This window comes from Halomonas llamarensis, from assembly GCF_023555005.1.
In the GTDB taxonomy this organism is placed as follows: domain Bacteria; phylum Pseudomonadota; class Gammaproteobacteria; order Pseudomonadales; family Halomonadaceae; genus Vreelandella; species Vreelandella llamarensis.
This window is the reverse complement of record NZ_JAMJPJ010000017.1, coordinates 41583-65488: the sequence shown is the minus strand read 5'-3', so window position 1 is coordinate 65488 and position 23906 is coordinate 41583. Positions and strand designations below refer to the sequence as shown.

24 protein-coding genes and 1 pseudogene are annotated in these 23906 nt (G+C 53.8%); 14 read left to right on the top strand and 11 right to left on the bottom strand.

The features are described from left to right. Positions 1–248: 248 nt before the first annotated feature. Positions 249–1316 (top strand): 23S rRNA (cytidine(2498)-2'-O)-methyltransferase RlmM, encoded by a 1068-nt coding sequence (gene rlmM / locus M8006_RS11340; RefSeq protein ID WP_250082247.1) that lies wholly within the window; start codon positions 249–251, stop codon positions 1314–1316. Positions 1317–1328: 12 nt separating this feature from the next. Here rlmM and M8006_RS11335 read toward each other — a convergent pair whose 3' ends face one another. Next, positions 1329–1616, bottom strand: coding sequence for an antibiotic biosynthesis monooxygenase family protein (locus M8006_RS11335; RefSeq protein ID WP_250082245.1), 288 nt, complete (start codon positions 1614–1616; stop codon positions 1329–1331). 29 nt (positions 1617–1645) lie between these two features. Between M8006_RS11335 and tusA the strand changes: the two genes are divergently transcribed. Then, the gene (gene tusA / locus M8006_RS11330) at positions 1646–1897 is read left to right on the top strand and encodes a sulfurtransferase TusA (protein WP_250082244.1); all 252 of its coding nucleotides are present in this window, start codon (positions 1646–1648) and stop codon (positions 1895–1897) included. 63 nt (positions 1898–1960) lie between these two features. Here the strand turns inward: tusA and M8006_RS11325 are convergent, their stop codons facing one another. The 3 genes from M8006_RS11325 to M8006_RS11315 form a co-directional block, all read right to left on the bottom strand. Continuing rightward, positions 1961–2659, bottom strand: a complete 699-nt coding sequence (locus M8006_RS11325) for a hypothetical protein (protein WP_250082241.1) — start codon at positions 2657–2659, stop codon at positions 1961–1963. Positions 2660–2778: 119 nt separating this feature from the next. Further along, the gene (locus M8006_RS11320) at positions 2779–3762 is read right to left on the bottom strand and encodes a DUF3080 family protein (RefSeq protein ID WP_250082239.1); all 984 of its coding nucleotides are present in this window, start codon (positions 3760–3762) and stop codon (positions 2779–2781) included. A 55-nt stretch (positions 3763–3817) separates the two neighbouring features. Next, complete coding sequence (locus M8006_RS11315) at positions 3818–5230, bottom strand: MATE family efflux transporter (protein WP_250082237.1); 1413 nt, start codon at positions 5228–5230, stop codon at positions 3818–3820. Between the two features lie 192 nt (positions 5231–5422). Here M8006_RS11315 and M8006_RS11310 point away from each other — a divergent pair, with 192 nt between their 5' ends. Beyond that, entirely contained in the window at positions 5423–6019 is a 597-nt protein-coding gene (locus tag M8006_RS11310) for an elongation factor P hydroxylase (RefSeq protein ID WP_250082236.1), read from the top strand. Here M8006_RS11310 and M8006_RS11305 read toward each other — a convergent pair. Together M8006_RS11305 and M8006_RS11300 are read right to left on the bottom strand one after the other, a co-directional pair. Beyond that, positions 5992–6474, bottom strand: a complete 483-nt coding sequence (locus M8006_RS11305; RefSeq protein ID WP_250082234.1) for a hypothetical protein — start codon at positions 6472–6474, stop codon at positions 5992–5994. The genes M8006_RS11310 and M8006_RS11305 overlap by 28 nt on opposite strands. Next, entirely contained in the window at positions 6471–7337 is an 867-nt protein-coding gene (locus M8006_RS11300) for a TatD family hydrolase (RefSeq protein WP_250082232.1), read from the bottom strand. Before M8006_RS11300 ends, M8006_RS11305 begins: the two co-directional genes overlap by 4 nt. A 149-nt stretch (positions 7338–7486) precedes the next feature. Here M8006_RS11300 and M8006_RS11295 point away from each other — a divergent pair, with 149 nt between their 5' ends. Next, complete coding sequence (locus tag M8006_RS11295) at positions 7487–9409, top strand: ATP-binding cassette domain-containing protein (RefSeq protein WP_250082230.1); 1923 nt, start codon at positions 7487–7489, stop codon at positions 9407–9409. A gap of 59 nt (positions 9410–9468) precedes the next feature. Here M8006_RS11295 and M8006_RS11290 read toward each other — a convergent pair whose 3' ends face one another. Continuing rightward, the gene (locus M8006_RS11290; RefSeq protein ID WP_250082228.1) at positions 9469–9921 is read right to left on the bottom strand and encodes a universal stress protein; all 453 of its coding nucleotides are present in this window, start codon (positions 9919–9921) and stop codon (positions 9469–9471) included. 176 nt (positions 9922–10097) lie between these two features. Between M8006_RS11290 and M8006_RS11285 the strand changes: the two genes are divergently transcribed. Beyond that, entirely contained in the window at positions 10098–10649 is a 552-nt protein-coding gene (locus M8006_RS11285; protein WP_250082226.1) for a preprotein translocase subunit YajC, read from the top strand. Here M8006_RS11285 and slyA read toward each other — a convergent pair. Continuing rightward, entirely contained in the window at positions 10641–11096 is a 456-nt protein-coding gene (slyA, locus tag M8006_RS11280; RefSeq protein ID WP_250082224.1) for a transcriptional regulator SlyA, read from the bottom strand. The two genes, M8006_RS11285 and slyA, sit on opposite strands and share 9 nt — an antisense overlap. 539 nt (positions 11097–11635) lie before the next feature. On the opposite strand from slyA, the gene fadB reads away from it, so the two are divergent. Both fadB and fadA read left to right on the top strand, forming a co-directional pair. Further along, complete coding sequence (fadB, locus tag M8006_RS11275; RefSeq protein WP_250082222.1) at positions 11636–13798, top strand: fatty acid oxidation complex subunit alpha FadB; 2163 nt, start codon at positions 11636–11638, stop codon at positions 13796–13798. Positions 13799–13822: 24 nt separating this feature from the next. Further along, on the top strand, positions 13823–15001 hold the full coding sequence (fadA, locus tag M8006_RS11270; RefSeq protein ID WP_250082221.1) for an acetyl-CoA C-acyltransferase FadA: 1179 nt from the start codon (positions 13823–13825) through the stop codon (positions 14999–15001). A gap of 69 nt (positions 15002–15070) precedes the next feature. Here the strand turns inward: fadA and M8006_RS11265 are convergent. The 3 genes and pseudogenes from M8006_RS11265 to M8006_RS11260 form a co-directional block, all read right to left on the bottom strand. After that, a pseudogene (locus M8006_RS11265) lies at positions 15071–15978 on the bottom strand (histone deacetylase family protein). A 60-nt stretch (positions 15979–16038) separates the two neighbouring features. Next, a complete protein-coding gene (locus tag M8006_RS18165) occupies positions 16039–16167 on the bottom strand; it encodes a hypothetical protein (RefSeq protein ID WP_284047025.1) in 129 nt (42 codons plus the stop codon). A 144-nt stretch (positions 16168–16311) separates the two neighbouring features. Beyond that, a complete protein-coding gene (locus M8006_RS11260; RefSeq protein WP_250082218.1) occupies positions 16312–16773 on the bottom strand; it encodes a flavodoxin family protein in 462 nt (153 codons plus the stop codon). Positions 16774–16880: 107 nt separating this feature from the next. Here M8006_RS11260 and M8006_RS11255 point away from each other — a divergent pair, with 107 nt between their 5' ends. The 7 genes from M8006_RS11255 to M8006_RS11225 all read left to right on the top strand — a co-directional run bounded on the left by M8006_RS11255 (position 16881) and on the right by M8006_RS11225 (position 23888). Then, positions 16881–17360, top strand: coding sequence for a YbhB/YbcL family Raf kinase inhibitor-like protein (locus M8006_RS11255; RefSeq protein ID WP_250082216.1), 480 nt, complete (start codon positions 16881–16883; stop codon positions 17358–17360). Between the two features lie 207 nt (positions 17361–17567). Continuing rightward, positions 17568–18134: an NnrU family protein gene (locus tag M8006_RS11250; protein ID WP_250082215.1), complete on the top strand. Its 567-nt coding sequence runs from the start codon at positions 17568–17570 to the stop codon at positions 18132–18134. Positions 18135–18424: 290 nt separating this feature from the next. After that, entirely contained in the window at positions 18425–18889 is a 465-nt protein-coding gene (locus M8006_RS11245) for an SUF system Fe-S cluster assembly regulator (RefSeq protein WP_250082213.1), read from the top strand. A 93-nt stretch (positions 18890–18982) separates the two neighbouring features. After that, the gene (sufB, locus tag M8006_RS11240) at positions 18983–20425 is read left to right on the top strand and encodes a Fe-S cluster assembly protein SufB (protein ID WP_250082211.1); all 1443 of its coding nucleotides are present in this window, start codon (positions 18983–18985) and stop codon (positions 20423–20425) included. Positions 20426–20500: 75 nt separating this feature from the next. Beyond that, complete coding sequence (gene sufC, locus M8006_RS11235; RefSeq protein ID WP_250082209.1) at positions 20501–21250, top strand: Fe-S cluster assembly ATPase SufC; 750 nt, start codon at positions 20501–20503, stop codon at positions 21248–21250. Continuing rightward, positions 21247–22590, top strand: coding sequence for a Fe-S cluster assembly protein SufD (gene sufD, locus M8006_RS11230; RefSeq protein WP_250082207.1), 1344 nt, complete (start codon positions 21247–21249; stop codon positions 22588–22590). The genes sufC and sufD overlap by 4 nt, the downstream gene beginning before the upstream one ends. Positions 22591–22619: 29 nt before the next feature. Continuing rightward, the gene (locus M8006_RS11225; protein ID WP_250082205.1) at positions 22620–23888 is read left to right on the top strand and encodes a cysteine desulfurase; all 1269 of its coding nucleotides are present in this window, start codon (positions 22620–22622) and stop codon (positions 23886–23888) included. Positions 23889–23906 lie beyond the last annotated feature (18 nt).

The following is a 23906-nucleotide window of genomic DNA, read 5'->3' as shown; positions in this document are numbered from 1 at the left end:
CTCAGTAGTGAAACCGCTCAGCGCCGATGGTAGTGTGGGGCCTCCCCATGCGAGAGTAGGTCATCGTCAGGCACTTATCCGAAAAATCCCCCCGGGCTCAGGCCCGGGGGGATTTTTTTTGTTTTGGTTAGTGGTTTACTTGCTGAAGCTATCAAGCGCTTCAGCATGATATGATGCCGCGTGAAAATTACCGTGTGTTCTGTACGCGTTTATTTATTAAGTGGCAAGTGAATCAAGAGGGGAGATCAGTGGCTCACGCGGTTCCATCAACATGGCTGGTGTATTGTCGACCTGGTTTTGAAAAAGCTGCTTTAGCCGAGCTGCAACACCATGCGGGTGTGCATGGGTTTCTGTGTGTTGAGGAAAGCGGCGATGGGTGGGCATGTCTATCGAGGAAGGGCGAAGAGCCAATCAACGATTTACACCGTTTAGCTGCGTTTGAGATACTGATCTTTACGCGACAAAGCTTAGTGGCACTGCCAGAGTTAACGTTGAGTCGTGAGGATCGGTTAAGCCCTATTGTCGATCAGCTGCTAGAAGCTGGGTGGAGTTTTGATGCCATTTGGCATGAAACCCCTGATACCAACGACGGCAAAGCGCTCTCTCGCTTAATCAGGGCCTTATCGCGTCGGCTCGAAAGCACATTGAAAAAGCGCGGTGCGTTGCGCCGAAAGGCAGGAGGTCGGCGGCTGCACGTGTTTTGGAAAAGTGGCACCTGCGTACAGCTGGGTATGTCGTTTCCGGGGAATCGCAGCGAACTGCCAGGGGGTATACGCCGCTTACGATCACCTTCACGTGCCCCAAGCCGCTCAACGCTTAAGCTAGAAGAGGCTTGGCATGAGTTTATCCCTAAGCAAGAGAGGGAAGTGAGGCTTTCACCTCACATGACGGCAGCTGATTTAGGGGCAGCACCTGGTGGATGGACATGGCAGCTCGTGCAAAAAGGCATGTACGTATATGCCATTGATAATGGCCCCATGAACGCTGAGCTAATGGCAAGCGGTCAAGTGGACCACTTAAAAGAAGACGGTTTTACGTGGGAGCCACCGCAACGTTTGGACTGGTTGGTGTGTGATATCGTCGATAAGCCTATGCGCGTATTGGCGATGGTTGAGCGTTGGCTGGTTCGGCGGTGGTGCAAAGAGGCGGTTTTTAACTTGAAGCTACCCATGAAAAAGCGCTGGGAAGAAGTCGGTAAGTGCCTTTCTCATCTTGAGTCTTCGTTGCATCAAGCAGGGGTGAAAAGCCAGATACGGTGCCGCCACCTCTACCACGATCGCGAAGAAGTGACGGTGCATGTCCGGTTGGAAAGCTAAGCATAGCCCTAATTAATAGCTGCCTTCGTAGACACGAATGGTTTCTTCTTCGGTAAGAAGTGGCAAAATGCGTTGCATAGCAGCGGCGCGATCTTCGCTAGTGTGCCATTCTTTCCAAGCACGTAAGTCGCGCCATTTGGTGATCATAAGGCGCCTGTCAGAATGCCCCATCTCGACTAAGGTTTCGCCCCCAACGAAGCCGCGGGCACCTAATGAAACGCGCATTGCCTCGCGTGCGGCTTGCTCATATTCTTCTTCCAAGCCAGGCATAATTCGCCGTTCAATGATAATTTTGATCATACCTTTTGCTTCCTAAACCGAGGATCTAAATGGCTGAGAACATAGAAACTTTACCTGACTACGACGTAGTATTGGATACCAGCGGCCTCTATTGCCCCGAACCTATCATGATGATGCACAACAAGGTGCGTGATATGACACCGGGTCAGGTGTTGCAAGTGGTTGCGACTGACCCTGCCACTACGCGAGATGTGCCTAAATTTTGTCAATTTTTAGAGCACGAGCTTATTGCCCAAGAAACGTCAGGTGAAACATACCGCTATTTTATTCGCCTCGCCTGACTCTCTTTAACCGTATGTTTTGATCGGCAGCCTACAAAGAGTTTCTTGATTGGCTGCCGTAGCTTACGGCGCTGATGGAACGGCAATGAGTGTTAAGGCTTCAAGTGTTGCCGGATCTTCTTCCAGAATGCGGTTGGCGATATGGCGTTGAAAGAAATAGAGCTTCGGATGACGCGAGCGAGCACTGTAAAGGCAGTTATCGCCTAACAAAATGGGGGTCATTGTCGCTTTGTCTTCATCGGCAAGCAGTGCATCGACATTGCCATCACTATAGAGGTTCCAGCCATAAACCGGCTTCATATGCCATGGAGCCTTGGTGCTATCCATACAGAGAGCGTGAGTTCCGAGCATATCTGGAATCTGCTGGATTAGGGTTACTTCTGGCGAGGCTTCATAGTCGAAGTAATCAGCAGCGCTTGTTAGCTCGTGCCATTTATGCTCAGGCGGCTCGGTAAAAATTTCTTCAGTTTCGGGATCACGATAACCCACAAAACAGCCATTTTCATGATTATCAAGGCGATGGCATGGCGTCAGTGTGTCCATCCAGGGGATGAGCCCTACAACTTGCCCATCTTCGCGTAAGCCCCAAGCCAATACCGGCATGCCGTAATAATTCTCTGGGTCGGTGTCGAGTTGATACACCATTTCTAGCCCATCTAGCTCAGGGGCTAAGCGGGTTAAGCACTTCTGCGCCTGTTGGCGCTGACGAACGGTTTCCAGGTCGATGACCTGGGCAGAACGGGGTGACAGTGATGCGCCCATGATGTCCCTCCTGGTGCTGCGTGGTCTCGACATTAGTAAAGCAGGTATAGCAAGCCTCCCGCATAAGTCATCAATAGCACAGCTTGAAGCGAAGGTTAAGGCCTAGGCGCAATTTTCCCTTATTCATCTGATACTGATGCTTGGCACACAGAAAACTCACGGCGGGCCGCCAAATGTGTTGTTAGCGCACGTTGGAAGTTTTTCCATGGGGCATCCTGCGCCTCAAGCGATAGCCATGCACGGTAATAGCGCTGCCACTTAGCCGGGGGTGTGATGGGGTGGCTGTTAATAAGCGTAGCGATCTCGCTAAGCCAGGTGTAAGCGCTCAGTGCGAGTTGGTCCAGGTAAGTACGCTCCCAAGCGGGCAAGCAGCGGCTTTGATCAGCAAAATGGAGCAGTGAGGTCGCTTCGTCCAGTCGCTGTGTCGCCAGCATCAGTGTGCGGAGTAATTCTGCGGTTAAAGGACGCTCTTGTAGCATCTTAAGGTGGTTTTCTAGTTGACTTGAATCTTGCTGCCACTGGCGATCAAACTGGTGGAGAGTCATTTTGCGTAGATAGAGGAGGGCATCAAGTCCTGCATTTATGTCACTTATTTCTGACGATAGGTTTAGCTCGCTGGCGGGAAGTGGTTGGCTAGCGCGAGAGAAGCTCTTCTTCCATTCACTTGAATCAAAAATCGCGTTCCAGCTGACATAAGGAAGCTGTGTGGTTTTGGTCAATGTAATCTCACGCAAGCGCTCGCGGTTCTCGTCGCTGAGTTCGCCGGGTATCTCAGTATTCCAGCATTGGCTAATGCGCTGCCACAACTCGCGCTCATACAGCCACTGTTGGCTAGGAGGAGCAACGCGCCCGAGCTGGTTATTGCGGGCGGCAACCAGCGAGGTAATGTTGCATTCACGCAGCGCATAGACATTGAGCAGGCTTTCACGGGTTTCGCTAATGTCAAAAAGTACCGATTGCCGTTCGGGAAACGCGCCGATATTGGGCGGTGGCGACCGTTCAATACTGTTTGTATTCAGTGCGCCGCTAAGTTGCTGTTGGTAGTTCTGCCAAAAATTTTCCGCCTCACTGCCTTGGCCGCAGCCGGTTAAGCTAAAAAACAACAAGCTCCTAATAATCCAGAGGAAGCAAGGGCGTAACATATGGCGCATAACAGGGTTATCTCTCACGGCTAATACGTTGTAATCGCCAGCCCAATAGTAGAGCAGCAGTGCTTAAGCCGGCAATGAGCCCAATCCAGTAGCCATGAACCCCTAATGCGCCAGAAAAGACACCCCGGGTGCCGAGCCAGTGCCCACCGCCGAGCCCGACTAACCAATAGGAAAGCACGGTAATCACCATGACAATACGTGTGTCTTTATAGCCTCGCAAAGCCCCGGCCAGATTGGCTTGCAGCGAGTCAGACACTTGATAGAAAACGGCTAACGCCAGCAATGATGCCGCCAGCGCTTGTACTTCCGGGTCAGTGGTGTAAAGCGAAATGACGAACTCACCGGACAGCCATAGCAGCGCGCTATTGATCAGCGCGGTTACAAGGCTCACCGCGATGCCATTCCAGGCGACTAAGCGTGCATGCTGCTGGCGTTGCTGGCCGAGGGTATTGCCTACACGCACGGTCAATGCCATGCTCAACGACATCGGTAGCATAAACAAAATCGTGGTGTAGCTCAGGGCAACCTGGTGGGCGGCCACAGTGATTTCTCCGAAGCTGGCAATAAAAAGTGCGATCAGTGTAAACAGAGTGACTTCGACAAAAATTGCCACCCCTATTGGAACGCCGACAACCGTCAGCTCTCGGATACCCGCCCACTGCGGTAGTGTAAGCCGCTCCCAAAGCATCACCGCGCCGTAAACGTGCTTTCGGCGCGTGTAAAGTATCATAGCGAGTGCCATCGTCCACATTGAGATCGCGGTGGCAATGCCGCAGCCTAGTGCGCCCAACGCGGGTAGTTGTTGCATGCTTTGCGGCAGCCAAACGCCGAAAAGATCGACCAAGCCGTCGCCACCGTAAATCAGCAGGTAATTCGCGGGAATGTTGACACTTAAGCCAATCAGGCTGATCCAAAGCGCGGGGCGTGTATGATTCATGCCGTCCGAAAACGCGCGCAGAGCTTGAAACAACGCGATCCCCGGCATACCAAACGCTACAGCAGCGAGATAGGCAGTGGATGCTTGCGCGACATCCGCCGGTACATCCATGGCGTTAAAAATCGGCATGACGATCAGCCACAACAACGCGGCAGAAACGATACCGAGCAACAGGGCCATCCACAGTGCCTGATGCACGGCAGGTCGGATGGCATCATGGCGTTGCCCACCAAGTAGATGCGCCACAATCGGCGTTAGCCCCATTAGCGTGCCGGTCATAAAAAGCATCAGCGGCATCCAAAGGCTTGACCCCACCGACACCGCGGCGAGCGCGGTTGGGCTCTGACGCCCGGTCATCATGACATCGACAACGCTCATACCCGTCTGAGCTAATTGCGCGCCACAAATAGGGAGTGCTAAGCGGACAAGCGAACGCGTTTCAGGCCAATATAGTGTGGTGAATTTTTTGGCGGCACTACCCAACGTTGCGCTCCTCAAGAGTGAAATTTTCTGGATAATGAGACTATGGTAGCAGGAGTTTTTACTGCTCGCGCTAACCACCGAGTGCACGATTTATCCTTACTCTAGCTTGCGATTATACTGTCGGCTTTTTACGCACGTTGGCTTTATCCCCGCGCTTTAGCCAGCATTTATGATCCAAGAGAAGAGGGTTACATGGAAGATAAGTCGCGCTGGACCCTTGCTGATATTACTGCGCTCTTTGAAGGGCTTTTTGCCCAGCGTTACCAAACTCGTCTGATCCGCGGTGGTGATGAGCCGCTTTATACACCCGCTGATGCCTCAACGCCGTATCACCAAGTGATATTTGCGCGTGGGTTTTACGCCAGCGCTCTGCACGAAATCAGCCACTGGTGCATCGCTGGGGCAAAACGTCGTCAGTGGGAAGATTATGGCTACTGGTATCTCCCGGATGGTCGTAACGTCGAGCAGCAGCAAGCCTTTGAAAATGCTGAAGTGGCGCCTCAAGCACTAGAGTCGCTGTTTGCTGAAGCCAGTGGGCGCACCTTTCACGTTAGCGTGGATAACCTTGATCTGGATCATTCAGGCGGTGAAGCAGGCGTAAGCCGTGATGCGTTTGCCAATCGCGTCGCCCAGCGAGCGAAACACTACCAAACAGAGGGTTTGCCGCGTCGCGCCAAAGCCTTTTATACCGCGCTACACTGTTACTACCAAGAGGGCACGACGCTGACGCAAGCCTGCGAAGCTGGCTGTCACGTGCTTGATCACGCCTCGTCGGTGGATAGCCGCTGATGCATGCTCAACATGACTTCCACTTCATGTTCGGGTCGCATCGGTTCTAGGCTTAGCTCGCCGAAAGCGTCGCTACGTTGGCGCTGCCATTCGCTGGCACTCACGTTGTCATAAAGCGTTTCGGCAGGGGCGAGCTCAATAAAAGGGTCCATCCCGTAGGTATCGAATATACGGGTGAGCGCGAGCTCGTCTTCACCGCTATCGTTAGTGTAAAGCGTGGCGCTGAAATGGTCGTTTTCCAGCTCACGAATCACATCCAGAGGGCTAACAGCAAGACTTTCTAATTCTTCGCTGCTGTACTCGCGAGTCACGCTGGAGCTATCGTCAAACCAGCTGTCATCGGGGTGAATCAGCGTGTGTTTAATGCGCCCATCTGACAATGACCACGCAATCGCTACTGGCAAACCTTCTTCGTCGCCTGTTTCGATGGCAATAAAGCCGGGTATTTCGCTCATGCTGACTCCTTTAGTTGCTGTGCGGATAGACGGAAAAAAGTGTGCGCTGTTTGAGTCGTCGCTTGGCCAAGTTCCGCTTCGCTGATGCCATACCAGTGGGCAATCTCGCGTGCAATCCATGGCAAAAGCGCCGGTTCATGGCGGCGACCTTTCAGCTTCGATGGTAGGTTTCTCGGCAGCAAATACGGACAATCGGTTTCAATCATCAAGCGGTTTAGCGGGATATCGCTAACCAGAGGGCGTAGGTGGTGCCCGCGCCTCTCGTCACAAATCCAGCCCGTCAAACCAATATGTAAGTCTAGGTCGAGATAGCCATAAAGTGTCTCTTTGTCAGCGGTGAAACAGTGAATAACCGCGTCTGCTAAATCATCACGCCAGCTTTTCAGCATCTCGCGCATGCGCGGCCCCGCATCACGTTCGTGGAGAAATAGTGGCAATCCGCTTTCAGCCGCAAGGGCTAGCTGCGCCTCAAAAGCGTGCTCTTGTTCAGTCGGTGTGGAGAAGTTGCGGTTGAAGTCGAGTCCACACTCGCCAACGGCGACCAACTTAGGGTGAGCGTAGAGCGCGGCCATTTCACGGCCGAGTGCTGGTGTCCAGCGACTTGCATCGTGAGGGTGAACGCCGGCGGTGGCAAAAAAGCCTAGGTGTTCTTCGGCAAGCAAGGCAGCTTGTTTGGCGTGCTCAAGGTCGGTGCCGGTCAAAATTAACGTGGTGACGTTAGCCGCACGTGCGCGCTCAACGACAGCGGGAAGATCACGCTGAAAGCTTTCATGCGTGAGGTTAGCGCCAATATCCACTAGCGGCTCAGGCGCATGAAATTGAAGCGCTTCTGGAAGAAAGTCGTCAAAGGCAGGATGTGCCACGCAAAGCTCCTCACGTTGAACGGTAAAGAAATTAGTGGATAGTCTAACGCGCTTAACGCTTAGCGACGATAATAACGACGACAAGAGAGCAAACACCTATGCGCTCGCATGCGTTACACTGTGCGCCTTAAATCTGAGGAGGACGCTGCGTGACCCTGCTACGACTAGAACAGCTGCAACTGGCCTACGGCACCCATGTTTTACTCGACCAAGCCGATTTAACGGTAGAAAAGGGCGAGCGACTGGCGCTGGTTGGGCGTAATGGCACGGGTAAATCCACGCTTCTCAAGCTAGTGGTCGGCGACATTTTGCCTGATGATGGCATGATTTGGCGCGCGCCTGGGCTAAAGATCGGCGTGCTGGCGCAGGAGCTTCCAGCATCTTCAGGGCTCACGATATTTGAGGTTGTGGCGCAAGGCCTGCCTGAAGCTGGTGAGCTATTGTCGGAGTATCACCATTTGATCAACGCCGACGACCCGGATATGCAGCGGATGGCCACCCTGCAAACCCGCCTGGAAGCGATTGATGGCTGGTCGTTCCACCAGCAGATCGACGTGGTGCTCACCCGCTTGGGTTTGCCGCCGGAAGCCGACATGAGTGCGCTTTCAGGCGGCTGGCGTCGTCGTGTGGCCTTAGCACGCGCGTTAGTGGCGCAGCCAGATTTACTGCTGCTCGATGAGCCGACTAACCACCTGGATTTGGATACCATCGCGTGGCTGGAAGAGCAGCTGTTGGCGTTTAACGGTGCGGTACTGTTGATTACCCACGACCGCGCTTTTTTGTCTAAATTGGCCACCAATATTCTTGAGCTTGATCGCGGCAAGCTAGGTCGTTACCCCGGTAACTATCAGGACTACCAGGCCCGTAAGCAGCACGAGTTAGAAGTGGAAGCACGCGAGCACGCTGAATTTGATAAAAAACTGGCGCAAGAAGAAACCTGGATTCGCCAAGGTATCAAAGCGCGCCGAACCCGCAACGAAGGGCGGGTGAGAGCACTCGAACAAATGCGCACAGAGCGTAGCCAGCGCCGCGAGCGCCAAGGGACAGCGAATCTTAGTGTGGATAGTGGCGAGCGCACCGGCAAGCGTGTAGTCGAGCTGAAGAATGTCACTCAACGCTATGGTGATGAGGTGGTGCTTGCTAACGTTAATCTCGAGGTGCAGCGCGGGGACCGGATTGGTTTCTTAGGCCGTAACGGGGCGGGTAAAACCACGCTTTTGAAGATTATGCTCGGCGAGCTTACGCCGACAGAGGGCGATGTGCGTCTCGGCACCAACCTCAACGTTGCCTATTTTGACCAGCTTCGGGCCGGCTTGGAGTTGAATAAAACGGTGTACGACAATGTTGCGCAGGGAAGTGATCGCGTCACGGTGGGAGGGAAAGACCGCCACGTGATGAGTTACCTGCAAGACTTCCTGTTTACCCCAGACCGGGTGCGCCAGCCGGTGAAAGCGCTTTCGGGCGGGGAATCCAACCGCTTGTTGTTGGCGAAGCTCTTTACGCAGCCTGCTAACGTGCTGGTGCTTGATGAGCCGACCAACGATCTCGACATGGAAACGCTTGAGCTTCTGGAGGAGCTGCTGCTTGATTTTGACGGCACGCTGCTACTGGTATCTCACGATCGGACCTTTATGGACAACGTCGTGACCAGCGTGTTGGCTTTTGAAGGCGAAGGGCATGTTCAGGAATATGTCGGCGGCTACACAGACTGGATGCGCCAGGGGGGCAAACTGCCACCCGCGCCTTGGGATGCTGAGAGCAGAAAGTCAGCAACTGATGCCACACCCTCTACGTCGGAGGCTTCCGCACCTGCAGCGCAAACGCCACCGAAAAAGACCGTCAAGCTTTCTTACAAGTTGCAGCGTGAGCTTGATACGCTGCCAGCTGAGATTGAGCGGTTGGAAAAAGACATCGAAACACGGGAAGCGAAAGTTGGCGATCCTGGTTTTTACCAACAAGAAGCGAGCGTTGTCACCGCCGAGCTTGAAGCATTAGGTGAGTCGCAAAAAGCATTGGAAGCGGTTATGGAGCGTTGGATGGAACTGGAGGCAATGGCCGAAGGCAACGCGTAAACCTAGCATAACGATAAAAGGCGCCAGCAGGCGCCTTTTAAATGAATATTAAGTTTCACTTATTCGTCGCTTTTTTCGCCTTTTTTACCTACGCGTACGGCGAGTACGTCACATTCTGCGCCATGGAGTACGCCGGTGGAGGTAGAACCAAGCAGCAAGGCGAACCCGTGACGGCCGTGTGAGCCGACAACGATTAGGTCGACATCGTTTTCCTCAGCAAAACGGTGAATTTCGGTGTCGGGCATACCCACCACAACGTGTTGATCTTCTGCTGATATATGCGGGCTTGCGATTTCGGCTAAGCGCTTTTTAGCATGGTCGTCGAGTTGATCTTGGATGCTGGTGAGATCCATGGGGATATCACCCCCGTAAGCGAAGCCAAGCGGCTCAAGCGTGTGCATGATCGAGATTTTGGCATCTTCGTTACGTGTGGATATATTAACGGCACGTTCCAGCACCTTGTGGGAATCTTTAGTCAAATCGACGGCGACAAGAATATGGTGATAACTCATAGGGTACTCCTTTGGCGAGAGGCAGAAGCGTGCAGGGTGCTATGCTGCGGATGCTCAACTCCCCATACTGTAGGATGACTCCCGTTGTTTAACAACGATATAGATCAACATTTAGCTTTGCCGATGATGATTACGCTGATGATACCTTCAACGCTTTAGTATAAGGAATCGACAAGATGGAATGGCTACTGATTATATTCGTCTTGATGTTAGTGGGTGCGCCTATCATGTGGCTTCAGCCCAGCCCAAGGCAGAAGCGCCAGATGCAGCTACGAAAGCGTGCTCGCGAGCACGGCGTTGAGGTCAAAATCGAGCCACCACCGCTTCACTACTTTAAAGGGACAATGCCGGCGTACTGCTGGCGTTACCCGTTGGATGAGCCCGGTCCTGATTTTTTATTGGTCCGTGAAGAAGAGGCGAGTGAAGAACTAGAGCCCTATCATTCGGGTTGGCGTTGGCGGGTCGAACCGCTTCGCCCATTGCCTGGTGAAGTGAGCGCTCGGCTAAAAGCGTTACTGGAACGCTTGCCTCAAGATGCCCTGGTGCTGCAGTCAAAGGAAGCCGCGCTTATTTTGTGGTGGTGGGAGTCACAAACCGGCGAGCGGTTTGTGACGTATGTTGAGGATTTTCAACAGTTGCGCGACGGGCTTCGCGGACGAATTGATCGCCCCCGCTCGCAGCCGCTGACGCCGCCTGTCTCTTCTGAAAATGGCGGCCTCTCAGGGTAATAGTGGCATTTCTTGATCCTGTGCTTGGATAGCGAGACCGTTCTCCTCAATACGTGCAAGCCAGCGATTAAGCTGATCAATGTCTTCTTCGCTTAAACCCGCCAGCATCTCCTGTCGGGCGTCGGTTGCTACGCGGTCGATTTTTTCCAGTAGTGGCATGGCTGCATCGGTTAAGTAGATCCGCTTGGTGCGACGATCGTTTTCGCAGGCATGGCGCTCAATCAATCCTTGCGATTCTAACTGACTCAACGTGCGGACGAGTGACGGCGCTTCAACGCCGATGGCGCGGGCTAGCTCGCATTGGGGCTGACCATCACCCATACGCCATAAGTGATAAAGTGTCACCCAGCGCGTTTGGGTGAGGCCGAGTGGCGCTAAGCGGCGATCTAAAATAGAGCGCCAAAGATGAGGAAGGCGAGCGATACGAAAACCAAGAGTGGTAGCCATAAGGAAAAAACGACCCGAATAAGTGAATGGACAAATTTTCAACAGCTCAGCGGTTGAATGCAAGGCGAGTTAATCACGGTGGGTCCACTTCTTTTTCAACTCATTATTCCTCGCTGTCATTGGATTGTGATTGGCCGGGAATAAAACGCTGTAAGTCCAGCTTTCTTAAACCACTTGCGCGTATTTGGCTATCCGCTCGTGTGGCATCTTCTTCATCCTCGGATACGGTCAATCGAATCAACCCTAAGCGCTGTCCGCCTAATGCGCGTCACTAGGCGTTCGATATGCTTCTGTAGCTGGGTAGCGTGGATAATAGAGAGCTTAACCATGGTGAGGCATCATCAAAGAAACACCCGTTATGTTATCAGTCGCGCTGCGAAATTTATTCGCCAAAAGTCAGGGCTTGACGCCGCCTGAGATCTCAACCAAGCTATCGTAATCAAACGGCCGTATGAATGTGCGGTGTCAGCGAAATTGTTCTATTTCGGTGGCGCTTAACGAGCCATTCCGAGAAAGAGCCCTTCTGTGGAGAGACGCGGATGATTTATCAAGGTAATGCCATCACGGTGGCGCGTGGCGATGACGACATCGCAACCCTCACTTTCGACCTGAAAGATGAGTCGGTCAATAAACTTTCCAGCGCTGTTGTGTCGGAGCTAGGCGAGGCAGTCAATGCCCTGCAAGCAGAGAATGGTGTTAAAGGCCTGATTCTCACTAGCGCCAAAGAGACGTTTATCGTTGGCGCCGACATTACGGAGTTTCAGAGCATGTTCGGCAAGGGTGACGACTTCGTCTCCGATATGCTTGAACGTGTTCATGCGATTTTCAACGCCATTGAAGACTTGGCGTTTCCCACGGTGACGGCGATTAACGGTTTAGCGCTTGGCGGTGGCTGTGAAGTGCTGTTGACCACCGATTTTCGTGTGATGGGCGAAAAGGCCAAGATCGGCCTGCCGGAAACCAAGCTCGGTATTATCCCCGGTTGGGGCGGTTGTGTACGCCTGCCACGCCTGATCGGCGCCGATAACGCAATTGAATGGATTTCCGGCGGTACCGAAAACAAGGCCGATGCAGCGCTAAAAGTCGGTGCAGTAGATGCTGTAGTGCCTAATAGCGAACTCGACGCCGCCGCTCGCGATATTCTCGAACGTGCCAATACCGGTGAGCTGGATTATCAGGCGTGCCGGAATGAAAAGAAAGAGCCGTTGAAGCTCAACGCTATCGAACAAATGATGGCGTTTGAAACTGCCAAAGGGTACGTGAAAGGGGTAGCCGGGCCGCACTATCCTGCGCCGGTAGAAGCCATCAAGGTCATTCAAAAAGGCGCTGGCGAGAGCCGCGAACGCGCCCAGCAAATTGAAGCGGCGGCCTTTGCGAAAATGGCGATGACGGATGTCGCCTACAACCTGGTCGGCTTATTTATGAACGACCAGTTGGTGAAGAAAAAAGCAGGCAAATACGAGAAGCAGTCCCAGCCGGTTAATCAGACGGCGGTACTCGGTGCTGGCATTATGGGCGGCGGTATCGCCTACCAAAGCGCTTCCAGGGGCACGCCGATCCTGATGAAAGATATCAAGGATGAGGCGATTGAGCTGGGACTGAAAGAAGCCCGCAAACTGTTTTCCAAGCAGGTTGAGCGTAAAAAGTTAACTGCTGAGCAGATGGCGGAAAAGCTCACCAATATTCGCCCGACGCTCTCCTATGGCGATTTCGGCAATGTCGATCTGGTGGTCGAAGCGGTTGTCGAAAACCCGAAAGTCAAAGACGCCGTGCTGACTGAAGTCGAGGGTTTGGTAAGCGAGAACACCATCCTGACCTCCAACACCTCAACGATTTCGATTAACCGCTTGGCGCAAAACTTAAAGCGCCCAGAAAATTTTTGTGGCATGCACTTTTTTAACCCGGTGCACCGCATGCCGCTGGTGGAAGTCATTCGCGGTGAGAAAACCGGTGACGCGGCCGTCGCGGCCACTGTGGCCTATGCCCGCGCCATGGGCAAAACGCCGATTGTGGTTAACGACTGCCCAGGCTTTTTGGTCAACCGTGTGCTGTTCCCTTATTTCGGCGGCTTTAGCTTCTTGATGGAACAGGGCGCCGACTTCCAGCATGTTGACAAGGTCATGGAGAAGTTTGGCTGGCCGATGGGCCCTGCGTATCTGCTGGATGTGGTCGGGCTGGACACCGCTGTTCATGCCAATGAAGTAATGGCTGAAGGCTTCCCTGATCGGATGGCGCGAGAGGGCAAAACCGCTATTCAAGTGATGTTCGACAATGACCGTTTAGGTCAGAAGAACGATAAAGGCTTCTACGCCTATGAAGAAGATAAAAAGGGCAAACCTAAAAAGGTCAGCGACGACAAAGCTTACGCGTTGGTGAAAGAAGTTGTTAAAGAACAGAAAGAGCTCTCTGACGACGACATTATTGCCCGCATGATGGTGCCATTGTGCTTGGAGACCGTGCGCTGTTTGGAAGATGACATCGTTGATTCTCCGGCTGAGGCGGATATGGCGCTAATTTACGGTATTGGTTTCCCCCCGTTCCGCGGTGGCGCGTTGCGCTATATCGATGCGATGGGCGTGGCCAAGTTCGTTGAGCTAGCTGAAGGGCTTGCCGAGGAGCTGGGGCCGCTTTATGCACCGACCGATAAGCTGCGTCAAATGGCGCAAAACAACGAATGTTTTTACGCTGCCAACACTCAGTAAGCCACCGCGCTAAGGAGACAAAAGATGAGCTTGAACCCAAGAGATATCGTGGTGGTCGATGCAACGCGTACCGCCATGGCGAAAGCCAAAAACGGTGCCTTCCGTCACGTTCGTGCTGAGAATCTATCGGCGGCGGTGATGCAGTCGCTGTTTGATCGCAATCCTAACTTAGATCCAACTGAAGTGGATGATGTGATTTGGGGCTGTGTTAACCAGACGCTAGAGCAGTCCATGAACATTGCGCGTAACGCCGCTATCATGACCGGCATTCCGCGCACTGTGCCCGCGCAAACGGTTAACCGCCTATGCGGCTCCTCAATGACAGCACTTCATATTGCCTCTGCCAATATCAAGGCGGGTATGGGGGATTTCTTCGTCATCGGCGGGGTTGAGCACATGGAGCACGTGCCAATGGCCCACGGTGTCGACGTCAACCCGGCGGCGAGCAAGCACGCAGCCAAAGCGGCCATGATGATGGGCTTAACCGCTGAGCTTCTGGGCAAAATGCACGGCGTCTCGCGTGAAGATCAGGATAAGTTCGGGGTGCGTTCGCATCAGCGCGCACAGGCTGCGATGGAGAAAGGCTATTTCGATAACGAAATCGTCGGCGTTGAAGGCCACGATCAGCGCGGTTTTAAAGTCTTGGTGAAAAACGACGAAGTGATTCGTCCCGAGGCAAGTGTGGAATCAATGGCAAGTCTAAAGCCCGTGTTTGATCCACGCGGTGGCACCGTCACGGCGGGTACGTCATCGGCGCTTTCCGTGGGTGCCTCGGCGATGGCCGTAATGAGCTATGAGCGTGCCCAGGCCCTAGGGCTTGAGCCCATTGCCAAAGTACTCTCCACTGGTGTGGCGGGCTGCGATGCCTCCATTATGGGTTACGGCCCAGTACCAGCATCCAAAAAAGCCCTAAAAGCGGCCGGCCTGACAGCAGACGATATTCAAACCGTCGAGCTCAACGAGGCGTTTGCCGCTCAGGGTATTCCCGTGTTGAAAGACCTGGGCTTCCTGGATGCCATGGACGAAAAGGTCAACTTGCACGGCGGCGCCATTGCCTTGGGGCACCCGCTGGGCTGCTCGGGCTCGCGCATCTGCACCACGCTGCTTAACGTAATGCAACAGCGCGATACCACCTTGGGGCTTGCCACGATGTGTATCGGCATGGGGCAGGGCGTTGCGACGGTGTTTGAACGACTTAAGTAATTTGACCTTGCACTAGGCAGTGAGACAGCAAAACGGCACCTTACGGGGTGCCGTTTTGCTGTCTGCCTATTATTCAGCTTGAAACGCCGTGCGGTGAAACTTAGCCGCCGCGTCGACCTCCGCAATGCCGCAGGTGTCTGGTACCGGGACGCTTTTGTCGGCCAGTACCGAGAGCACGGCGTGGGTGCCGTTGGCGAGCGATTCCAAGTTGTAGCCACCTTCCAATATAAATACGAGTCGGCCTGCGCAATGTTGCTCGGCCAGTTGTTGTAGAAACCCCGTCATCGCGCCAAACCCTTCGTAAGAAACATTCAGCGCTAAATCGTGCCAATGCGGGTCAAATCCGGCTGAGACGAGAATAATATCGGGCTTAAACCATTCAGCTGCCGGGGCCAAAATTTCACGGAAGGCTTTGAGTAAAGCTTCATCGCCTGCGCCAGCGGGGAGCGGCACATTGACCGTGGTGCCTTCGGCTAAGCCGGCGCCGACTTCTTCAAGATGGCCCGAGCCTGGATAGAAGGGGGCGGCGCGGTGTATATCAAAAAACATCACGTCGGGTTCTGCCCAAAAGATATCTTGTGTGCCATTGCCGTGGTGGGCGTCCCAATCGACGATCAGCACGCGTTCACAGCCAAGTACGCTGCGTGCATGCGCTGCCGCGACGGCGACGTTGTTAAATAGGCAAAAACCGCGTGCGCGCACCGGTTCTGCATGGTGGCCTGGCGGCCTGGCGGGCGAATGAGCGCAAAAGCACTTTGCGTACGCTTTTCCATGACCGCTTCGACGGCGGCAATAGCCGTGCCCGCAGCGACTTCAGCCGCTTCGATGCTGCCAGGGGAGACTGCGGTGTTATCGACATCCAGCCAGGCGTTTTTGCCTCTCAAACTAAAAATATCGCTTAAATAAGACGTTGTATGCACCCGGGCCAATTGCTCTCGGGTGGCCGCTTTGCCTCCTTCAAACGCCAAGCCTTCAATAGGGGCTTTGGTTAGTAAGTGTTGAATGGCTATCAGCCGCCCAGGGTGTTCGGGATATTTTCATGGAAGGGGAAGACCGGAAAGTAGCTGCCGAATGCGCTTGTCGATACGGTCGGGTAAAAAATCGGCCTCGATGTTGGGTTCGTGAGCGAGGACACGATCATCATAAAAAGCGATGACATTGTGCATAATGATTACCTGAAGTACATGCGTTGAGTCACGCTAATAGCGGCCCGTGATAAATCCCGTGATAAATCCCGTGATAAATAAAGCGGCCGCTATTAGCGCAACAGACACGGAATGCGTCTTTACAGTAAGGCAGGCTTAGCTGAGTTATACAATGCCGCTTTCCAGGCTCACCGCTAAATACATCGAGAGCTCTTCCACTTGATTTTCAAAATCATCCTGCCATTCGCCGCGTAAAATAAGCGGCGGTTGAACAAAGCGCCAGCGCAGCCCCGTCACAATGCTTTCGATGGCACGCTGGGTGCCGGTACCGTCATGGCCCGCGCGAATATAAAGCGCGAACGGTAGACCCTGCTTTTCCTCCAGTACCGGGTAGTAACAGCGGTCAAATACATCTTTTACCAAACCGGCCATATACCCCAAGTTTTCGGTCGTACCCAACAGAAGGGCGTCACAAGCGAGGATGTCTTCCGGTGTGGTCTCACGCGGGGCTTTAACCACGCAGTGCACATTATCAATCTCCTTGTGTTGGGCGCCTTTTACCGCTGCATCACGTAGGCGCTCGGTATTGGGCGAAGGGGCGTGGGCAATCATTAATAATGTTTTCATCTAAGCCTCCGCTAGCGATCTTGGGTGCTTACCATGTTGACACAGCGGCGCGTTTCTACAACGCTGCAATCTTTGATGAAGCAAGTTAAACGACCAAGGAGGTTCCTATGGCATTTGCCCTTTCCAATATGCAGGTGACCAGTGACGCATTTGGTCATCATCGTGATATTCCCACCCAGTATACCGGTGAGGGTGAGGATATTTCTCCAGCGCTTGCGTGGCAGGACGCACCCGAAGGCACACAGGGATTTGCCGTGGTGTGTCACGACCCCGATGCCCCCCTGGTGCAGGACGGTACCTACGGTTTTGTGCATTGGGTACTCTACAACCTGCCGGGAACGCTGAGTGAGCTTCAAGAGAATACCCAAGAGGGCGTTGCGGGCAAAAATGATTTTGGCAACGTAGGCTATGGTGGTCCTATGCCACCGGATGGGCACGGTAAGCACCACTATTACTTTTGGGTGCTGGCGCTTGATCGCCAGACCTCGCTGCCTGAAGGGCTGAGCCTTCCTGAGCTGTTGAAAGAGCTTGAGCCCAATCTGCTGGGCATGAACCGTTTGATCGGTACCTTTAAGCGCGACGGTTAAAATATTTTTCACGCTTTTTCTGAGTGATCGGCATCGTGATACCCGCTGGCTTGTGCTGGCGGGTTTTGTCGTTCTACATCTGAAATATGAAAAGGCCTTTAGCTCTGGCGCGACTCCTGGTGAGCGGTTGAATTCGGGGTTACGCTTATGCTGCATTCGCCATAGCGACACCCCATAACGACATACCATAAAGAAAAGGAAGACCGTATGACTGTGATGATTCTCGGCCTGGTAATATTTCTCGGCCTGCATTCGGTACGCATTGTCGCTGCCGATTGGCGCCACACCCTGATACAGCGTTTGGGTCTTATGCCCTGGAAGGCGATCTATTCGGTGATCGCGATCATCGGCTTAGGGCTTGCGATTTGGGGCTATGGTCAGATGCGCCTAAGCCCGGTCTGGGTGTGGTCACCACCCTCTGGCCTTGCCCACCTCGTGGCGCTGCTGATGATTCCCGCCTTCATTTTGCTGGTGGCCGCCTATGTGCCCGGCAACCATATCAAGGCGCGCCTTGGCCATCCCATGATCCTTGCGGTGAAGCTTTGGGCGTTCTCGCATCTGCTAATCAACGGACGGCTTGGCGATATCGTCTTCTTTGGCGCCTTCCTCGTTTGGGCTATTTTCGATTTCCGTGATGCCCGTCGTCGTCCTCAACAGACGCCTCAGGCGCCGCGCATGACAAGTACCCTGGCAGCGGTGGTAATCGGCCTTGTGGCTTACTACCTCTTCGCCTTTCATCTGCACGTTTGGGTCACAGGTGTCCCGGTGATGTAAAGGAAGCCCCTGCTTGCGATGCCTCTCACCCGCCTTGGTCTGTCGCCCAGGCGGGTTTTTTGTTGCTTGTATAAACCATCCCAGTGAAGCCCATAGCTTTTACGAATAATAATGATTGTTATTTTTGTTGTTAAAAGCGTCGATCGTGCCGTGAAAATACGGGATAATTGTTGAGTATTTTACTCAGGGTCTTCACATCAAATTTATACAGGACTAAAATGGTACTCAATTAAACGCCCAGTTATTAAGTGGCTGAAACTAGCTGAAACTGGCCGAAAGAGGGAGATGACATGCTCAAGCTTTCGCGGCTAACCGATTATGCGGCAGTGGTGATGGCGCAAATTGCTCGGCACCCGCAGGCGCCGCATGCGGCTGCGGAACTTGCCGAGGCGGTACAGCTTCCTCATCCCACGGTGAGTAAGACGCTCAAAATGTTAGTAAAAGCAGGCCTCTTAGTCTCACAGCGAGGCGCCCAAGGTGGGTATCGTTTAGCGCGTCCGGCGTCTCAGATTACAGCCGCGGACATCATCGCTGCCATTGAAGGGCCGGTGGCGATGACCGAATGCAGCCAAGCCGAGGGTGACTGTGAGCTGGTCGATACTTGTGGTGTGGCCGATAACTGGCAGCGTGTCTCGCTTGCGATGCGTACCTTACTTGAGAGCGTGACGCTTTCGCATCTAGCGGATGCCACGCCAATCAAACTCCCCGTACAGCTACCGATTCAAAGCGTGAGTGTGTCGGCGGTTTCCGCCTAGTGCGAGTGCCATTTTGATTGGTTTTATACGGATTGATTTTTTATTGATTACGGCGAGCTGACCTCGCCACCCAACTGCCCGGAGGGTATGACCATGGCAACTGAAGAAATGGAACAGTTGGTTCGTCGCGAATATAAAGAAGGTTTTGTCACCGATATCGAAAGTGACACGCTGCCGCCCGGCTTGGATGAAAATACCATCGCCTTTATTTCTCAGAAGAAGGGCGAGCCTGAATGGATGCTGGAATGGCGCCTGGACGCGTATCGCCAGTGGCTCAAGATGAAAGAGCCCTCTTGGGCGCATTTGAACTACCCACCCATTGACTACCAATCGATATCGTATTTCAGCGCACCCAAGCGCCCGGAAGATCGCCCGCAAAGCCTTGATGAAGTCGATCCCAAGCTGTTGGAAACCTATGAAAAATTAGGTATCCCACTGCATGAGCGTGCGGCACTGGCCGGTGTTGCCGTTGATGCTGTTTTCGACTCGGTGTCGGTTGCCACCACGTTTAAAGAAACGCTTTCCGAAGCGGGCGTTATTTTCTGTTCGATCTCTGAGGCCGTGCGTGATTACCCAGAGCTGATTAAAGAGTATTTGGGTACTGTCGTGCCTAAAAACGATAATTACTTCGCTGCACTGAACTCCGCCGTGTTCACCGATGGCTCGTTTGTCTTCGTGCCCGAAGGCGTGAAGTGCCCAATGGAGCTTTCCACGTATTTCCGTATCAATGCGGCTAATACCGGGCAGTTTGAGCGCACGCTGATTGTGTGTGAAAGCGGCGCTGAGGTGTCTTATCTCGAAGGCTGTACCGCACCGATGCGCGATGAGAACCAGCTTCACGCGGCGGTTGTTGAGATAGTGGCGCTAGACGATGCCTACATCAAGTACTCCACCGTGCAGAATTGGTACCCAGGCGATGAAGACGGTAAAGGCGGCATCTACAACTTCGTAACCAAGCGCGGCGACTGCCGTGGCGATCGGTCGCGCATCAGCTGGACGCAGGTCGAAACCGGCTCGGCGATTACCTGGAAATACCCCTCCTGCATGCTGCGCGGCAAAAATAGCATTGGTGAATTTTACTCTGTGGCAGTGACCAATGGTCGTCAACAAGCGGATACCGGCACCAAAATGATCCATATTGGCGAGGGCACACGCTCTTACATCGTTGCCAAAGGCATTTCCGCCGGCAAGAGCGACCAATCTTACCGCGGCCTTGTCAAAATCGGCCCACGGGCGAAAGGGGCGCGCAACTTTACCCAGTGCGACTCGCTCTTGATTGGTGATACGTGCGGCGCACATACCTTCCCGTATCAAGAGATTAATAACAGCACCGCCACCGTGGAGCACGAAGCCACCACCTCAAAAATTGGTGAAGATCAGCTGTTTTACTGCCAGAGCCGCGGTATTACCGAGGAAGACGCGGTGAGCATGATCGTTAACGGCTTCTGTAAAGATGTCTTCCAGGAGTTACCGATGGAGTTTGCCGTCGAGGCGGAAGCGCTCTTAAACGTTACGCTCGAAGGCGCTGTGGGTTAAGCCGACGGTTACCAGATAAACGCGCGCCGCGTTAAGCGACGCGCCACTAATATGTATTTTTGAAAGGGTTTTACCATGCTTGAAGTTAAAGATTTGCACGTCACCGTTGACGGTAATGAGATTCTCAAAGGCCTGTCTCTAAGCATCAAGGCAGGAGAAGTGCATGCCCTCATGGGGCCCAATGGCGCTGGCAAGTCGACACTATCTGCGGTGATTGCGGGCAAAGACGGCTATGAAGTGACGCAAGGCTCGGTTACGTTCGAAGGCAAAGACGTTCTCGAAATGGAAATCGAAGAGCGTGCCCAGGCCGGGCTACTACTCGGGTTCCAATACCCGGTAGAAATCCCTGGGGTGAAAAACATCTATCTATTGAAAGCTGCGCTTAATGCGCAGCGCGTGGCCCGTGGTGAAAGCGAAATTCCGGCACCGGAATTTATGAAGTTAATCAAAGAGCACCTTAACTTCATGAAAATGGACCCCAGTTTCCTACAGCGTGCGGTGAACGAAGGCTTCTCTGGTGGTGAGAAAAAGCGTAACGAAATCCTGCAAATGCTGGTGCTACAGCCGAAGCTTGCCATGCTCGACGAGATTGACTCCGGTCTCGATATCGATGCCATGAAAGTCGTTGCCGATGGCGTTAATAGCCTGCGCAACCAAGAGCGAGCGATTTTGTTAGTAACACATTATCAGCGCCTACTCGATTATATCGTGCCGGATAAAGTGCACGTGTTGGTCGATGGACGTATTGTCAAAAGCGGCGATGCGGAATTGGCCAAAGAACTGGAAGCGAACGGGTACGAAGGTATCGAGGAGTCTGCAGCATGAGCGAGGTATTAACCTTTTTGGAAACGCTGGAGGCGCGCAGCCAACAGCGAGCAGAGGAGCCGACCTGGATCGCTGCACGTCGACAGGCGGGAGCAGCGCGCTTTGAGGCAATGGGCTTTCCTACACGCCGCGATGAAGAATGGAAGTACACCGATGTGCGCGCCATTTCGCAGACCAACTTCGCCCTCGCCGAGAACGCTGAGTTTTCTCAGGCAGGAGCCGCAGCGCTAACGCTTCCCATTGATGCCTATCGGCTGACGCTTGTGGATGGCGTTTTTTCCGCAGCGCTGTCGGATCTCGATAGCCTGCCGCAAGGGGTGCAAATCCTACCGCTGTCGCAAGCGCTAAGCGAAAATCATGAAGCCGTGGGTGGGCCGCTGGGTCGTTTGACCGGCGTTGAGTTTTCGCCGTTTGCTGCGCTCAACACCGCCTTTATGGAAGAAGGTGCAGTGGTGCGCTTAGCACCCGGCACCGTAGTGGAAAAACCTATCGTGCTGCAGTTTTTGTCGCGCGCTAATACTAAGCCGACCATGTGCCACCCGCGCGTATTGGTCGAAGCAGCGGGTCGCAGCGAGGCAACGCTGATTGAGCATTATACGGGTGAAGCTGACGCGCAAAATTTCACTAACGTGGTGGGCGAGTACATGCTTGATCGCGGTGCGATTCTCAACCACTACAAGCTGCAGGAAGCGCCGCTGGGCGACTACCACGTGGCGAGCATGCATGTGGAACAAAGTCGCGATAGCCGTTATAGCTCTTACAACCTGAACCTGGGCGGGGCGCTGGTACGCAACGACTTGATCAGCGATCTAAACGGAAAGGGAGCTGAAGCGAACTTCCTCGGCTTGTTCTTTGGTCAAGGGCGCCAGCACGTGGATAACCACACCAAGGTGAACCACAATGCGCCGCTGACCTTCTCCAACGAAAACTATAAGGGCATTTTGGGCGACCGCGCCCACGGCGTCTTCAACGGCAAGGTATTTGTTAAGCGTGATAGCCAGAAGATTGAAGGCTTTCAAAGCAATCAAAACCTGCTGCTTTCGGATCGCGCGCATATCGATGCTAAGCCCGAGCTTGAGATTTACGCCGATGATGTGAAGTGCTCCCACGGGACGACGACCGGTCGGCTTGATGAAGAGGCCGTGTATGCCATGCGCACCCGCGGCGTCGATGAAGCCACGGCGCGAGCGCTGCTCACGCTCGCCTTTGCTGGCGAAGTTCTTGAAGCGGTCACGCTAGATGCCATATCCGAGCGGGTAGAGCTTGCGGTGGCCGGTAAGTTGCCCGAGCGCTTCAATTTGACCGGGCTTGTTGAAACCGCCTCGGCGCTTAACGAGTGATCGCGCTGACCGATTTAAAGGAGTGATGAATGTCCCACACCGTTGATGTCGCCCCTGCACCCAGCGCCGCTGCGCCAGCGTTTGATCTCAATGCGCTGCGGGAAGATTTCCCTATCCTGTGTCGCGAGGTTCATGGCAAGCCGCTGGTGTATTTTGACAATGCCGCGACGAGTCAAACACCTCGTCAGGTGATCGAGATGTTTAACGACTATTACAGTCGTTATAATGCCAACATTCACCGCGGGCTGCATACGTTGGCCGACGAAGCCACGGCGGCGTTTGAAGGCACGCGCGAAACGGTGCGGGCATTTCTTAATGCGGAAGATTCGCGCCAAATTATCTTTACTCGCGGTACGACAGAGGCGATCAACTTGGTGGCCAATAGTTGGGGGCGAACGAACCTAGCCCCTGGCGATGAAGTGTTGATTTCAATGTTGGAGCATCACTCCAATATCGTGCCTTGGCAGCTACTCGCGCGCGAGCTTGGTTTTACCATTAAAGTGATTCCCGTTGACGTTGATGGCGCCTTGGATATGACGGCCTATCGCACCTTGCTTAACGAGCGTACCAAGCTCGTTGCGGTCAACCATGTGTCGAATGCGCTGGGCACCATCAACCCGGTTGCCGAAATGGCGACACTAGCGCATGAAGTGGGGGCCAACATTTTGGTCGATGGCGCCCAGGCGACGCCGCATCAAACCGTCGATGTTCAGGCAATCGATGCGGATTTTTATGCCTTCTCGGGTCATAAAGTGTACGGCCCTACGGGGGTCGGCGTGCTTTATGGTAAGCGCGAGCTGCTAGAGGTGATGCCGCCTTGGCAGGGCGGGGGCGAAATGATTAGCACCGTGTCGTTTGAGGTGGACACCACGTTTGCCGCGATTCCGCATAAGTTTGAAGCGGGTACACCGGCAATTGCCGAGGTCATCGCACTAGGTCGCGCGCTTGAGTGGGTGCAGGGCGTCGGCCTTGGGGCTATCGGTGATTGGGAACAGACGCTTCTAAGTTATGCCACGCAGCAAGTGCGCAAAATCGATGGGCTGCGTATTTTGGGCACCGCACCGCATAAAGCGGGAGTGCTCTCCTTTGTGGTGGATGGCGCCCACTCGCAAGATATTGGCCTTCTTATCGACCAGCTAGGCGTGGCGATTCGCACGGGTCACCACTGCGCTCAGCCGCTTTTGCATCATTTTGGCGTAGACGCCACGTGCCGCGCTTCATTTGCCGCGTATAATACGGTTGAAGAAATTGATACCTTTGTCGCGTCGCTCAAGCGTGTCATCAATATGGTGCGCTAGAGGTAATAGCAAGGAGCG

What these genes read in the sequence shown, in the direction of transcription:
- M8006_RS11335 (WP_250082245.1), bottom strand. Translation starts at nt 1,616, where the DNA reads ATGATCAAAATTATCATTGAACGGCGAATTATGCCTGGCTTGGAAGAA.
- M8006_RS11250 (WP_250082215.1), top strand. Translation starts at nt 17,568, where the DNA reads ATGACTGTGATGATTCTCGGCCTGGTAATATTTCTCGGCCTGCATTCG.
- M8006_RS11325 (WP_250082241.1), bottom strand. Translation starts at nt 2,659, where the DNA reads ATGGGCGCATCACTGTCACCCCGTTCTGCCCAGGTCATCGACCTGGAA.
- M8006_RS11255 (WP_250082216.1), top strand. Translation starts at nt 16,881, where the DNA reads ATGGCATTTGCCCTTTCCAATATGCAGGTGACCAGTGACGCATTTGGT.
- fadA (WP_250082221.1), top strand. Translation starts at nt 13,823, where the DNA reads ATGAGCTTGAACCCAAGAGATATCGTGGTGGTCGATGCAACGCGTACC.
- tusA (WP_250082244.1), top strand. Translation starts at nt 1,646, where the DNA reads ATGGCTGAGAACATAGAAACTTTACCTGACTACGACGTAGTATTGGAT.
- M8006_RS18165 (WP_284047025.1), bottom strand. Translation starts at nt 16,167, where the DNA reads ATGCACAATGTCATCGCTTTTTATGATGATCGTGTCCTCGCTCACGAA.
- sufC (WP_250082209.1), top strand. Translation starts at nt 20,501, where the DNA reads ATGCTTGAAGTTAAAGATTTGCACGTCACCGTTGACGGTAATGAGATT.
- M8006_RS11285 (WP_250082226.1), top strand. Translation starts at nt 10,098, where the DNA reads ATGGAATGGCTACTGATTATATTCGTCTTGATGTTAGTGGGTGCGCCT.
- M8006_RS11260 (WP_250082218.1), bottom strand. Translation starts at nt 16,773, where the DNA reads ATGAAAACATTATTAATGATTGCCCACGCCCCTTCGCCCAATACCGAG.
- M8006_RS11290 (WP_250082228.1), bottom strand. Translation starts at nt 9,921, where the DNA reads ATGAGTTATCACCATATTCTTGTCGCCGTCGATTTGACTAAAGATTCC.
- M8006_RS11245 (WP_250082213.1), top strand. Translation starts at nt 18,425, where the DNA reads ATGCTCAAGCTTTCGCGGCTAACCGATTATGCGGCAGTGGTGATGGCG.
- sufD (WP_250082207.1), top strand. Translation starts at nt 21,247, where the DNA reads ATGAGCGAGGTATTAACCTTTTTGGAAACGCTGGAGGCGCGCAGCCAA.
- M8006_RS11305 (WP_250082234.1), bottom strand. Translation starts at nt 6,474, where the DNA reads ATGAGCGAAATACCCGGCTTTATTGCCATCGAAACAGGCGACGAAGAA.
- sufB (WP_250082211.1), top strand. Translation starts at nt 18,983, where the DNA reads ATGGCAACTGAAGAAATGGAACAGTTGGTTCGTCGCGAATATAAAGAA.
- M8006_RS11225 (WP_250082205.1), top strand. Translation starts at nt 22,620, where the DNA reads ATGTCCCACACCGTTGATGTCGCCCCTGCACCCAGCGCCGCTGCGCCA.
- M8006_RS11310 (WP_250082236.1), top strand. Translation starts at nt 5,423, where the DNA reads ATGGAAGATAAGTCGCGCTGGACCCTTGCTGATATTACTGCGCTCTTT.
- slyA (WP_250082224.1), bottom strand. Translation starts at nt 11,096, where the DNA reads ATGGCTACCACTCTTGGTTTTCGTATCGCTCGCCTTCCTCATCTTTGG.
- fadB (WP_250082222.1), top strand. Translation starts at nt 11,636, where the DNA reads ATGATTTATCAAGGTAATGCCATCACGGTGGCGCGTGGCGATGACGAC.